Source organism: Woeseia oceani (assembly GCF_001677435.1).
GTDB classification, from domain to species: Bacteria; Pseudomonadota; Gammaproteobacteria; order Steroidobacterales; family Woeseiaceae; genus Woeseia; species Woeseia oceani.
This window is the reverse complement of sequence record NZ_CP016268.1, coordinates 3799415-3812898: the sequence shown is the minus strand read 5'-3', so window position 1 is coordinate 3812898 and position 13484 is coordinate 3799415. Positions and strand designations below refer to the sequence as shown.

Below are 13484 nucleotides of genomic sequence, written 5' to 3'. Positions count from 1 at the left end.
TTCACCTGGAGTGTGCAGTATCTGGCGGACGTGGCGGCAATGCCACTGCCGTTAAGGTCGCGCAAATGCTCCGGGCCGGATCATCGCTGACCCGGCCCGGAGATGTTGCTGTCAAATGCTGCTTGCCGGCCGTCTGGCCAGCGGTCTTTAGTTGGGGTTCTCGCAAGCGGCGATGTCATCCTCGGTCAGCCCAAGGTCTTTAGCCGCCGCAGCGAGATCGTCGGCCGTTGCGTTCGCGCTGTAGACGTCACCGAGCGTTCGCGAGATGTCGTGGTTGCCGAAACGGCCCGCGGTTCGGGCAACGGCGCTTGCCAGGCGACCAAAACCACGTTTCTTCTTTTTCGATTCCTGTGCCTTGGCAATCTTGTCTTCCAGGCAGGCCTTTTGATCTGCGGCCAGGTCTTCCGCGCTGCGACCGTTGGCGGCCGTTTCCGGCGCAGAGTAGCTCGCTGGAGCAGCGACGTTGCCAGGAGCCGCGGCCGCCGTACCGTTGCTGCCTGCACCCATGCTTCCAGTACCAAACATGCCCATGTTGGCGCCGGAAGTGCTGCAGCCCGAGGCCCCACTACCCGGCATCATGGCGGCGTACTCAGCGTGGCTCGGCAAGCCGGTGTTGCAGCGCATTTCGGTCACTTCAGACACGATTTCTATGCCTTTGCCGGATGCCAGGCCTCGCAGCATTTCCATCTGCGGTCCCATCTGCCGCATGATCATGTCACGCTGACTTGCCGGCAGGCTCGCCAGCTGACTGTCCATTTGCTCAAGCTGCGCTTGTGCTTCGACCATTTCCGCCTGCTGTTCCGCGTTCAGAATGCCGGCGACGCGCATGACGGTTCGGAACGGTTCATTCATGGACGCACAGCCTGACACTGTCCGGTAGTCCATATCTTCGCGTTCGATACGCAATTCACGGGTCTCTCCGCCTTCGCGGGCAATCCCGTCCATGCGCATCTTCAGCGGCAGGTACGCGTTTGCGTCAACCCACAGGGTCATTTTCTGGATGGTGAACTCCTGACCGTCCGAGACCTGTGTGTGGTTGAGGTCATCGGCAACCATGAGTATGGCTTCGCGGCCATTGAATGTTTCACGGCCAACGATACGGGTTTGCGCGGCGATCCGTGCGAGCTGATCCGTTTGTGCTTCGGTTCTCGCATCCGCCGCTTGCGCTGCGTTCTGCCGTTTGCCCTGTGCTGCGGCATCCAACATCGTGCCGTACATACCCATCATGTCGTTCGGGTTCGCTGACAGCCAAGGCTCGTTCGGTGGTGGGTTCATCAACATCTGGCCGATGCCGCCCGGCATGCCGGCCGACTGCATTTCTTCGCGCATTGCCGACTCCATTGCCGGGCCCTGCGAGCGCAGTTGATCAGCAACGGCTTCCATTTCTTCGGCTGACATATTGGCCATGGGGGAATCGGGCGAACGTCGTGTTTCTATTTCGCTGAGCGGTACGAGGCGCATGTATTCGATAGTGCCGCGCCCGTCGACTGACTGGGTCGATGCTTTTTCGTAGTGTTCCAGTGCGCAGATACCCATCATCGATTTCATCTGCGTGTAATTTTGCACGCCGGCCAGGCTCGCACGTTTACGGCTGTCCATCTCGGCAAAAATATCGGCTGGGGATTGCGCGGCAACACCAGCTGAGAACAAACATGCAGTACTGAGTAGAGCGGCTTTCATTAATGTTTGCACGGTTTCTGAGCCTCCGATTCTCTGATGCCCCGTATTTTTGAACGTTAAAGATTCCATAACCTTGTCTCACCGAAATAGCAGAACAGGGGCTGATAGTTCGCGCTAATCATGCGGCAAAGCGACAATCGAGATTGAGTTGCGGGTCGGCGAACCGGACCGCGAGCAGCGCCAAAAAGATTGTCCGTAATCTACCTGAAATAGCGAGAAAGATCAGGGGGATCCCTCAACGTCGCCATGCACGGCGCTGAGCAGACGAGAGGCTCAAATGCATAGCTGACGGTCGTTTGCCTGCTTGCGCAGTACGGGAAGTGTGGAATCCCCTGATTTTCCTGAGCTACTTTTGCGGCGCTTGCCGCCATTAAAGACAGAAGCGCCCAAACAGGGCGCCGTTTCTAGTGGAGAAGTGGCGATGTTGTACAGCAAGGGGAAGCCGTATATTTACCTGACAATCTGCAGTGTCTTCCTGATAGCGGGTTGCAGCAGCGGAGGAGGCGGCGATAGCACTCCGCCACCCCCTCCACCGGCGCTGGACACCGACAATGACGGTACGCCGGACAGCAGCGATACGGACGACGATAACGACGGCGTCCTCGATGGCAGTGATGCCTTCCCGCTGGACCCGACCGAAACGACCGATACCGATGGCGACGGGACGGGCGACAACGCTGACACCGACGATGACAATGACGGTGTGCCCGACGATGACGATGCCTATCCTTACGATCCTGCGCGTACTGCCGCTATTCCACCGTTGTTTCCCAAGACCAATGGCGTCTACCAGTTGCCGAACATGCCGGCACCGAACCAACTGACGTGGATCCTCGAGCAGCTCGCGGTCGCCAGCACTTCGGACCAGGACATCATGGATCACTTCTCACCGGCGGCGCTGGCTTCTGTGTCGGTGGCGGAGTGGCAGGCATTTCTGAACTCGCTACGCGCCGTCGTGCCCGGCGGCACGGTGCAGGACATCATTACCATGACGCCCACTCAGGTCCGCGTACTGGTGGGTGACGCCGGCACCCCGGGCAGCGGCCAGTTCATGACGCTGCAAACGACCTACTCAAGCGGTCTGATCAATTCGTTCGGGTCCAGCGGCTTCCCATTGAACGGCGGCTCGACACTGACGGAGGATCTCGCGCTGAGCTACGTGGAGGCGGCCGACAAGCTCGAGACCCTCGCGGAAGAGGTCGGCCTGCTGGTCGCGAGAATCGACACTTCGAACCAGTGCGTGCCCGTGTTTGAGCGCAATTCTGCGACGCCACTGGGAACCGCATCGATCTTCAAGATCTGGGTAATGGGCGCACTGGCTCAGGCGGTTGAAGACGGCTTGATCAGCGCCACACAGGCGGTCGCATTGACCAGCGACAACTTCGTGCTCGGCGGTTCGATCAACTCCGAGGCGGAAGGTACACCGTTCTCCGTACTCGACATGGCCACATTGATGCTGGGCATCAGTGACAACACGGCGACGGAGCATTTGTTCCGCCTGGTCGGGCGTGCCGCGATAGAGGACATCCTGACGCAATTCCAGTTTGCGACGCCAAGCGTCATGCTGCCGTTCTTGTCGATGAGCGAGGCCTTCCACCTGTATTTCACCGTGCCGGAAGCCGATGCGCTGGCGTACGTGAATGGTACCGAGGAAGAACAGCGCGACTACCTCGACACGGTGCTGGAACCGCTGGGGCCGGTAACCAATACCACGACCGCCAACCGGTCCGTGCTCGTGAGTGCAACCTGGCAAGCCTCCGCGATGGATGTGTGCAGTGCCATGGCAGGTTTGCGGCAGTTCGACGGCAGCCCCGACGCGGCCGCCTTGATCGCGCAGGCCTACGGCGCGGAAACGGCACTCGTCAATATTCGCGAAGATTGGAGCCGGGTCTGGTTCAAAGGTGGCAGCCTTGATGATGGCTTCGGCTTGCGGGTGCTGACTTACGGTTGGCTGCTGGAGACGGAAGATCGCGGCGCTTTCGCCGTCATCGCCATGGGCAACAACGACAGTGGTGGCGCAGCACGCATCAACCAGTCGTTGTTTTCGTCCGTTGCTTCGCGGATCGTCAATATTGTCAACGAAACGAATTGACGCGCGACGGAAGGTTTTATTCGATCGACAATCAGGGCGCCATTTTGGCGCCCTGAATTTTATTGTGCGACGCTTGCGAGGTATTGATCGACCTCGCGTATTCGCTACACTCGGTCCACGGTTGTCATCACTAGAATAAGAGAAACCGATGGCCGGCAGTCAAAGCTCCAAACGGGTACTGGATCTGTGCGATGAAGCGCTGGGTCTGCCAGCGGCAGAGCGCGATGCGTTTCTTGCCAGCGTCTGTGCAGGCGATGAACGCTTGCGGGTGTCAGTCGATTCCGTACTGCTGGCAGTCGACCAGGCCGGTACGTTCTTGCTGGGCGGCGATGACACGCGCCTGGATCCGGTTGATCTGACCGGTCGTCGTATCGACACTTACCTGGTCAAGGAGAGCCTGGGTGAAGGTGGCATGGGTTCTGTCTATCTCGCCGAGCGTCACGAACCCGGGTACGCACAGCGGGTTGCGATCAAGTTTGTCCATGGCCATTTGCTTGCCAGGGAGCTGATCGAGCGGTTCAACGCGGAACGGCAGTTGCTTGCCGCAATGAATCACCCTTATATCGCGGCCCTGATTGACAGTGGCACGACAGACGAGGGCATTCCTTACATCGTCATGGAGTATGTCGATGGCCTGCCGATAGACCGCTACTGCGACGACAATAAACTAAGCATTCGTGACCGGATCCGGCTTATCCAGAAAGTGGCAATGGCCGTGCAGGCAGCGCACCAGAACCTGATTGTCCACCGGGATCTCAAGCCGTCCAACGTACTGGTAACGGCCGATGGTATCCCGAAGTTGCTCGACTTCGGTGTCGCCAAGCTGATTCGCCCGGACGAGGCGGATACCCACGGCAACACGACTATATTCGGCCATCAGGCCATGACGCCGGACTACGCGAGTCCGGAGCAGATACTGGAAAACAAGGTTACAACCGCCAGTGATGTTTACTCACTCGGGGTGCTTGCCTACCAAATCCTGGTCGGAGAACGTCCGTATCATATCGAAACGGGCAACCACCGGGATTTCCTGAAATCGGTTGAAAGCCTCACGGTACCGAAACCCAGTACGCGTCTGAACACCATTCCGTCAGCGGAGCTAAGGCGCCAGATCGCCGTTCAGCGTGCGACCACCGTTGAAAGGTTGCAGCGGGCATTGCAAGGGGACATCGACAACATACTGCTGATGGCTTTGCGCCAGGAACCGGAACGGCGTTACGCAACGGTCGCGCAGTTTGCTGATGACCTCGGCCGATATGTCGACGGTCTGCCAGTAGCAGCACATGCCGATACATTCGGCTACCGAGCGAAAAAGTTTCTGCAACGCAACTGGCTGCCGACCGGCGCGGCGGCCCTGATCATGCTGTCGCTGGCGGGCGGCATCATTGCCTATGCGACACAGGCGGAGGAGGCGAAGCGACAGCGCGATATGGCCCAGGCACACGCGCTCACGGCGGAGAGAACAGTCGGCTATCTTAAGGATGTGCTGTTCGCAGGCGACCCCTTTCGATCCAGCGAGAACGAACAAACCGTAGCGGATGTGCTGACCTACGCTGAGAAAAATCTGCAGCAGCAATACGCGGATGAGCCGGCACTAAAGGCCACCCTGTTGTCAGCACTGGGCGATATCCACGCCGCACGGGCTAACTACGAGCGCAGTCAGGCGTTGTCGGCCGAAGCGATAGGCTTGTATGAAAACGAGCTGGGCACGGCGAGCAATGCAGCCGCCAATGCCTACCGCATCCACGGATTGTCCCTCTACTACCAGGACGATTACCAACAGGCAGATGCGTTTTTTCAGACTGCAATAGACATTTACCAGCAAACAGAGGACACCGACTGGGGTGGGCTGGCACGGGCCTATGATCAGATGGCGATGGTGCAAGGCAATATCGCGGACGAGCAGAGCGCACTGGAGTACTATAATCTGGCGTTGGCGACCTACCGCGAACACCAGCTTGACGATCCCGATCAGCTCATTTCTATCCTTACCAATATCGGCGTCGCTAACATGCAGCAGGGCAAGTACGCAGCGGCGGACCCGTATTTCCTCGAAGCGATAAAGCTTGGCCGCGAGAGTGGCACCAGCGATGCTTACATGGCCGTCATGGTTTCGAATCGCGCTGGTGTGCAGAAAAACCTCGGGCACACGGACGCCGCCACCGCCAACTACGAAGAGGCGGTGCAAATGCTGGAGCGTTCGTTGGGCCCCACGCACCCTGAGACCATTACGTCGCAGACATCCCTGGCTAATCACTACCGTCAGGTTGGCGATCTGGGCAGCGCGGCGGCTACGATACGAAAAGCAGTGGCGGCAGCTGAAACGAGTTTGCCCGAGGTTGATTTCATCGCCTCGTACGTCCAGAACATTGGCGGTGCGATTCTGTGTCTCGGCGAGGACGTGCCATTCGGTACCCAACTTGCCGAGAAATCACTGGCGGCGCGACGCGCGCTGTTGCCCGAGGGGCACTGGGCCATCGCCTCGGGCGAAGGGATTGTGGGTATGTGCTATGCCGCGGCCGGTGATTTCGACAAAGCGGAAACCATCTTACGCGGCGCGTACGAGGCCTTGCGTGAATCGCGCGGCGAGGCACACGAAGTCACACTGGCGACGAGGGAGCGTTTGCACGAGCTGTACCTTGCCTGGCAAAAGCCGCAATTGGCGGAAAAATACGCACTGGCCCCCTGAGCAGACCGGCAGCATGAGCTGATTTTTGTCCTGATTGCGCCATTGTCAGTACGGTGCTGACCACTGGATGTGAGCGAACAGAGCAAAGGCTGCGAAACGTGCGAGTACGTGTACTGATATTTTCGGTTATGCTGATTGGCACTGCCGGGCTCCTGCCATTGGCAATGATCCTCGCTGGCGACAGACCCGCCGGGGCCAAGCTTCGTGAATGATCCCGCGGAGTCGAAGAAAGTCCTGGATCTCTGCGACGCGGCACTCGCGCTGGCCCCCGCGGAACGACGTGCATATTTGCAGGCGTTGGCCGAGCGGAGCCCTGAACTCGCGTTGAGCGTCAGGCAGCTGCTAAGTGCCGTCGAAGAGTCTGGCAGTTTCCTGGCGATCGACGAGCGCCCCACCCGCAGCGATGCTGATTGACGTCACACCGCCCTGTCGTCGACACGCTGGCCTGCTCAGAAAACAGTGGCTGCCATCAGGTGGAATCGCGCTGTTTCAGCGCTCGATAGAGCCAGCCTCTGGCGATATCCCAGTTGCGCTTTACGGTCGCCGGTGATGACTTCATGACGACGGCAGTTTCCTCGATAGTCAGTCCGCCAAAGAAGCGCAGTTCAACCAGCTGTGCCCGATCCGGGTCGATCTCCGCGAGCTGCTCCAGCGCGTTGTGAATCATGAGTGCATCAGTAGGCGGATTGTCCATCGCAACCGGAATGCCAGTCAGCGTGATGCGTTGTCCACCATCGCGTTTGGCCGCGTTTCGCTGCCGGGCTTTGTCGACCAGTATGTCGCGCATCACTTTTGCGGCAATGGCAAGAAAGTGCGCACGCCCTTGCCAGTTGATGCGGTTCATGTCGATGAGTTTCAGGTAAGCCTCGTGCACCAGGGAATTGGGCTGCAATTCCACTTCGTGACGTTCGTTGGCGAGATGCCGGGCAGCGATGGTATTGAGTTCCGAATAGATGTGCTCAATCAGCGATGCGCGCGCGAGCTCGTCGCCGCTGTTCCAGCGCAGTAGAAGTTCTGTTACGTCCGACACAAGCGTCTCGTAAGTACGTTTCTTGTTGTTGGCAGGTCAATCGCCAGTGTAGCAGTGGTCATCGAGAGGTTGCAGTGGCTTGAACAGATTGGCTGCCATCCCAGACCGGGACAGAGATTGCGGCCCGGCGCATGGATTTGTGTCACAGCATGGCCGATGATAGCGGCAACGACAGTCACGCCAGCTCAGGCCGAACGTGCATACTTTCTCAAGCGACCCTGTTACCCAGAAATCGCTCAAACATTCCCTGCGAGACGCGTCGGCGTTTGCCGTGATGACCGGAATTGGTGAAACCTACCTGTCGGCATTTGCTGTTTTCCTGCGCGCGACGACTCCGCAAATCGGTTTGCTGGCGTCTGTGCCGCCACTGCTGGCCTCGCTGGTGCAATTGCTCTCCGCCTGGCTAGGGCATGTCACCGGCCATCGGCGGGCAATTATCCTGGCAGGCGCCAGCCTGCAGGCGTTTGCCTGGCTACCCATCATCGTTTTGCCATTGGTGTTTCGCGACTACGCGGTGCCGATGCTGATCGGCAGTGTCATTCTCTACCATGGCGGGGCGCACCTGACATTGCCGCAGTGGACCAGTCTGCTGGGTGATATCGTCCCGGAACGCAAGCGTGGCCGTTTTTTCAGCCAGCGGACCGGGCGTATCGCCGCGACCACGTTTGCCTCGCTGATCGTTGGTGGTGCTGTTTTGCACTTGATGACCGAGCGCGGCGAAACGCTGATCGGCTTTATCGTGCTGTTTGTCATCGCGGCCATTGCGCGGCTCGTATCGATCTATCACCTGTCCTGCATGCACGATCAGCCCCGGCAGGTAGCGCCGATGCAATTGCCCGCAGCCCGGGAATGGTGGCAACGCATCCGTCATTCGAACGCGATTCGTTTCTCAGTGTTTTTCGCACTGATGCAATTTGCCGTTGCCATCGCATCGCCATTCTTCACGGTCTACATGCTCCGCGATCTGAACTACAGCTACCTGCAATTCATGGCCAATACCGGCATGGCGATCTTTGCCCAGTTCCTCACACTTGCGCAGTGGGGGCGCATCAGCGATGTGTTCGGTAATCGCCGGATACTGGCGGTTACCGGCCTGTTTATTCCGCTCATGCCGCTCTTGTGGGTGTTCTCAACGAATTTTTGGTACCTGCTGGCAATTCAGGCGCTGAGCGGATTTTCATGGGCCGGCTTCACACTCAGCGCCAGTAACTTTCTTTACGACCTGATCGCCCCGCACCGGCGGACTACCTACATAGCTGCGCACAATGTGCTCGCGGCCGGCGGTGTGTTTTGTGGGGCCATACTCGGTGGTTTTCTGGGCGCCGTGTTCCCCGTTGACTATGCGTTGTTCGGTGCGCACTACCATTGGCTGAGCCCTTTGTACGGGGTCTTCATTGTTTCCATGCTGGCGCGTGGCGCAGTCGCATTGTTATTGATTCCGCGCTTGCGGGAAGTACGCCAGGTCAGACCTATTACCACCGCGCAGGTGATATTCCGGGTTACCCGCATGAATGCGCTCGCCGGTGTGATCTTCGATATCGTCGGTACGAAACCACGCAAGCAAGACCGCAAGGCAGACTAGCTGTTCTTGTTTGCCCGTGAGCGTTTAGGCGCAAGCTGCTTTCCTTCGGACAGTAAAACGGAGTCTTGGTAAGCTCGGCGGATGAAAATGCTTGACGAAATAACCTCCCGGGCTGCAATCCCTGACCCAGTGAGACGGCGCCGATGACCCGGAAACACGCGTCAGCTACAAGCTTGGTTGACGAGCTGATTGCCGATGTTGGCAAGGAACTGGTGGTTGGCGTGCCTATCGGGATCGGTAAGGCCGTACATATAGTGGATGCGTTTTTTGCGCGCGCTGAAGCAGACCCGTCCATTTCGCTGACTGTGTTTACCGGACTCACCCTGGTCGCGCCGCCGGCACCGGCCGGGCTTGCCGGGCGGTTCGCGGCTCCGCTGCTCGAGCGCCTGTATGGCGATTGCCCCGTACCCTCCTATGTGCAACGGGTTGCCAGCAACAGCCTGCCCCCCAATGTGCAGATTCGGGAGTTCTATCTGCGCCCGGGTGCTTACCTCAGCAACGCGCAGGCGCAGCAAAATTACACCAGCATCAATTACAGCCAGGTAGTTGGCGAGCTGCTGGCTTTGGGCGTCAATGTCATTGCCCAGCTCGTGGCTGTCGATGGCGAAGCACGAGACCGGTACAGCCTCAGCTCCAACCCGGAAGTCACGCTCGACTTGTTGCCAGCGTTTCAGGCGCGCCGGCGGGCCGGTGAGAAAGTCGCTATGGTCGGCCAGGTGAACCGCCGCCTGCCGTATATGTACGGTGCGTCGGAGGTACCGGCCGCCACCCTGGATTACGTGCTGGAGGACGAACAGTACGAGTTTCCGTTGTTTGGCTTGCTGAACAGGCAGGTAAAGCCGGCTGACTACGCGACGGGTATGCACGTCGCCAGTCTTGTCGCTGACGGCGGCACTCTGCAACTTGGCATCGGCTCGCTAAGCGATGCCGTCGCGCATTGCCTGCGCTTGCGCCATGAGTCGCCGGATATCTTTCGGGCTTTGCTGGAGCAGTTACCGGGCGGGTTGCGCTCGCCTGCCCGCAATGAGTTGCCGGTCTATACCGGGCCTTTTGACCAAGGGCTGTATGCATCTACGGAGATGCTAAGCGATGCCGTCTTCTCTTTAATGCAGAGTGGCCTTATTCGTCGACCTGCGGACAAGCACGACAAGACGCTCATTCATGCCGGTTTCTTTGTAGGTTCGAATGCGCTGTACGAGGGTTTGCAGTCAATGCCCCCGGAGCAGCGCCGCCTTATCGATATGACCCGGATATCATTCGTAAATACGCTGTTTGGCGACCAGGATCGCAAACGCAAACAACGACGCGACGCGCGCTTCATCAATGAGACGATGATGGCCACCTTGCTGGGTGCCGCCGTATCCGATGCCCTGGACGACGGCCGGGTTGTCAGTGGCGTTGGTGGGCAGTTCGATTTTGTGTCGATGGCGCATTCGTTGCAGGATGCCTATTCGATACTGATGCTACCGGCTGCGCGAACCAAGAACGGCCGGCCAAGCAGCAATATTCGCTGGTCTTACGGGCACACTACCGTACCGCGCCATCATCGGGATGTTTATGCAACGCAGTACGGCCTGGCGGCAACACGCGGCAAGACCGATATGCAAACAATAACCGCGATGTTGCAGATCGCGGATGCCAGATTCCAGAACGCGCTGGTAACGCAGGCGAAAAAGGCTGGCAAGCTTGCAGCAACGTATCGCCTTCCTGACCCGGCGGGACAGAATCGTCCGGAGGTCATCGAAAGCCTGTTCAGCAGCGAGCCGTTTCGTTCGTCGTTTCCCCGCTACCCGCTGGGTACGGATATGACTGCCACCGAACAGAAACTCGCTGCCGCGCTCGAATGGCTGGAGGCGGGCACTGCCACTGCCTTCAACAAAGCAGGAGTGCTTGCCAGCGCGCTTCTGGCCGGTGATGTCGCCGCCAGTCCAGAGGCACTGACTCGCCTCGGGCTCGACATAACAAAGGGCATGGGCGAACGGTTGCAACGCCGTTTGATTAGTTACGCATGGCAGAAAACAGGGCAGACACCATGAAAGGCAAATCGCCGGCAGACTCCGCTGTGGAACAGAACGTCTACAAAGTCTTCCCGAATGACCTGAATTCCAAGTACACGGTTTTCGGCGGGCTGGTAATGGGGCTTTGTGATCGCACCGCATTGATCGTGGCCGAGCGCCACAGCGGCCACAGTTGCGTTACCGCCGCTGTCGATAGCCTGAATTTCCTGGCGCCAGCCAAGTCGGGCGAGACTCTGATTGTGAAAGCGGCCGTCAACCGAACATGGCGCAGCTCCATGGAGATTGGTGTGCACGTCGCTGCCGAGAACAGCTTTAATGGTGACAGACGGCACGTGGTATCCGCCTATCTGACTTTTGTTGCACTCGATGAAAACGGTGCGCCCGTGGCGGTACCGGCGATAGTGCCGCAAAGCGATGTTGAAAAGCGGCGTTACGAGAAGGCGGGACAACGCCGGGATGCCCGGCTGGCGATGCGCACGCAGAACCGCGACTAGCTGCCCATGCGCCAGAGTTCGCCTTGCTCAATCGAGCGATCGCGGTGCATTAAAATCCACTCGCTGTGTTCATCCAGTGCGGAGCCGCCGAGCGCGCGCAATATCAGCCGTTGTTCATCCGGGTCATCGGTGTTGTCCAGGCGTCGTCGTGCATTGCGGAAAATTCGCAGCATGAACTCGTATTGTTTGATCAGTTCTTTTTCGGCCAATGCATAGGCATAACCTTTGCGAATACCGTAGATCAGTAACAATGAGCCCATGACGGCCATCAGCGGATCCACCCAGACTTTGGCGATGGCCGTGCCAACCACCAGCAATACGGCAACAACCGCCACGCTGGCCAGCAGGCTGATCAGGCCCAGGTTTTCGGTCAGGCGGTTGTGCTTGATTCGGAGTGCGGTTTTTCTGGCGAAATAGGCGAGCTGACCATGGTCGGCATCGCCAATCCACTCGCCGAGCACAAAGGCCAGTCCGGCCGGCTCACGATACGGACGGACATCACAGCGCGTTCCGGCGACTCTCATCACATTGCGTATCCAGCCCAGTTCCGGGTCCTGGGCCTGCAGGAAATTGTCGTGCGAAAACTTCGATTCACTTTCGTTAACGACGCCGGCAACCGCCCAGTAGAACTGCACCCGCAGACCTTCCGCCAGGGCCCGGTAGTCGAGGTACTTTCGATGCCAGCCGCGACGGTTGGCGAGCAACTGCACTACTGCCGCCACGGCAAAGAACAACAAGAAGGCGACAAGGAAGATTCGCTCCACCTGTACGTCGGTGTACAAAATAAAGCTCATGCCCATCAAGAAGGCGAGCGCGTGGCTGATACGCAAAGTGCGCAGCACTTTTTTCTGGAAGTGCAGGGCGAGCCAGTCAGCAGCGCAGAAAAGCGCATTTATATCACTGACGCCGGCCGGCAAGCCGGCAACGATTGTTGAGTCGTAAAGCGGGTATGCATCACGGGCAATGGCATCACCGTGTTTCCTGGCGTCGCGACCGAACTCGGCGCTGCGTTCGAATATCAGTCGGTGTTGTGCCGGCAATTCGCGGCTGCGCGGTGCCTTCTCGTCCTTGGTGAACCACCAGGTATCCAGCGGTACGAGTCCGTCAGCCGGCGCGCCATCAGGCCGGTTTCGTGAGCAAACGATGTGATACACAAGATCGCTTTCGTCATCCACCAGCATCTGCTGCGTCGCGGTGGTTGCGCGTGTATAGCCGGGCATGGTGTCGTTGTGGTGAAAGCGCACGACTTGCCCGGTGCCACCGAGTTTGTCGTCGTATTTGCCGTCCCAGAGCGCAAGCAGTATGTGGCAATGCGCACAAAGGAACACGCCGAGCTGTGCGTACTGCAGATCGCGCAGCGGCCCTCTGGCATTGATTTGTTCGTCGCTGGCCTCGCGTGCGGCAGGCAGTTCGTAAACTTCACTGGCGCGCGACAACAGAGAGACAAACTTTTGCCGCGATTCCGCTTGGTCGAAATCGGCAAGGTACAGGGTCTTTGTCATCGGCAATGGCACGACGAGGTCGATACCGAGATCAAGAGCGACTTCAGCTGCGACACTGTCCGCGCCTTCGGCCAGCGGCGACAGCAGTCGCAATTGCCGGTCGGGGTAACGCCGGATCAGATCGAGAAAGAATTCATGAACGCGTTTGCGAAGCTCATCGGTTTCCTCCGGCAGCAGATCACGATGACCGGTAACTGCCACAACGAGCGGCACTGACAGAACAGGTGCATGTTCTTCGGACTTTAGCTGCGGTGCGTCGCTAGAGTGCATGCTGCGTCATTTTCGCCAGTGTTGTGAGTGCCGTGGCGGCTGGCCGGGTGGATACAGATTACCGCAAAGAAGGGCCCTCGCGGGCCCTTCTTCGTTCATGGCAGATACTTCGTCCGGTAGCCGCGAT

General features: G+C 58.7%; 9 protein-coding genes. 6 read left to right on the top strand and 3 right to left on the bottom strand.

Going from position 1 to position 13484, the window contains the following annotated elements; translation table 11 throughout:
• Positions 1-147: 147 nt before the first annotated feature.
• Positions 148-1680, bottom strand: a complete 1533-nt coding sequence (locus BA177_RS17125) for a hypothetical protein (protein WP_197493218.1) — start codon at positions 1678-1680, stop codon at positions 148-150.
• 421 nt (positions 1681-2101) lie between these two features.
• Between BA177_RS17125 and BA177_RS17120 the strand changes: the two genes are divergently transcribed.
• The 3 genes from BA177_RS17120 (at position 2102) to BA177_RS17110 (ending at position 6875) form a co-directional block, all read left to right on the top strand.
• Entirely contained in the window at positions 2102-3772 is a 1671-nt protein-coding gene (locus tag BA177_RS17120; protein WP_068618244.1) for a serine hydrolase, read from the top strand.
• Between the two features lie 148 nt (positions 3773-3920).
• On the top strand, positions 3921-6461 hold the full coding sequence (locus tag BA177_RS17115) for a serine/threonine-protein kinase (protein ID WP_068618242.1): 2541 nt from the start codon (positions 3921-3923) through the stop codon (positions 6459-6461).
• 204 nt (positions 6462-6665) lie between these two features.
• Positions 6666-6875 carry a hypothetical protein gene (locus BA177_RS17110; RefSeq protein WP_068618240.1) on the top strand — a complete coding sequence of 70 codons (210 nt, stop codon included), beginning with the start codon at positions 6666-6668 and terminating at the stop codon, positions 6873-6875.
• A 55-nt stretch (positions 6876-6930) separates the two neighbouring features.
• Here the strand turns inward: BA177_RS17110 and BA177_RS17105 are convergent, their stop codons facing one another.
• A complete protein-coding gene (locus BA177_RS17105; protein WP_068618238.1) occupies positions 6931-7491 on the bottom strand; it encodes an ECF-type sigma factor in 561 nt (186 codons plus the stop codon).
• Between the two features lie 274 nt (positions 7492-7765).
• On the opposite strand from BA177_RS17105, the gene BA177_RS17100 reads away from it, so the two are divergent.
• The 3 genes from BA177_RS17100 to BA177_RS17090 all read left to right on the top strand — a co-directional run bounded on the left by BA177_RS17100 (position 7766) and on the right by BA177_RS17090 (position 11585).
• On the top strand, positions 7766-9073 hold the full coding sequence (locus BA177_RS17100; protein ID WP_068618236.1) for an MFS transporter: 1308 nt from the start codon (positions 7766-7768) through the stop codon (positions 9071-9073).
• Positions 9074-9216: 143 nt separating this feature from the next.
• Positions 9217-11109 (top strand): acetyl-CoA hydrolase/transferase C-terminal domain-containing protein, encoded by a 1893-nt coding sequence (locus tag BA177_RS17095; RefSeq protein ID WP_068618234.1) that lies wholly within the window; start codon positions 9217-9219, stop codon positions 11107-11109.
• Positions 11106-11585, top strand: coding sequence for an acyl-CoA thioesterase (locus tag BA177_RS17090; RefSeq protein WP_068618232.1), 480 nt, complete (start codon positions 11106-11108; stop codon positions 11583-11585). The genes BA177_RS17095 and BA177_RS17090 overlap by 4 nt, the downstream gene beginning before the upstream one ends.
• Here BA177_RS17090 and BA177_RS17085 read toward each other — a convergent pair.
• Positions 11582-13357 (bottom strand): hypothetical protein, encoded by a 1776-nt coding sequence (locus BA177_RS17085; RefSeq protein ID WP_068618230.1) that lies wholly within the window; start codon positions 13355-13357, stop codon positions 11582-11584. The two genes, BA177_RS17090 and BA177_RS17085, sit on opposite strands and share 4 nt — an antisense overlap.
• Between the last annotated feature and the right edge of the window lie 127 nt (positions 13358-13484).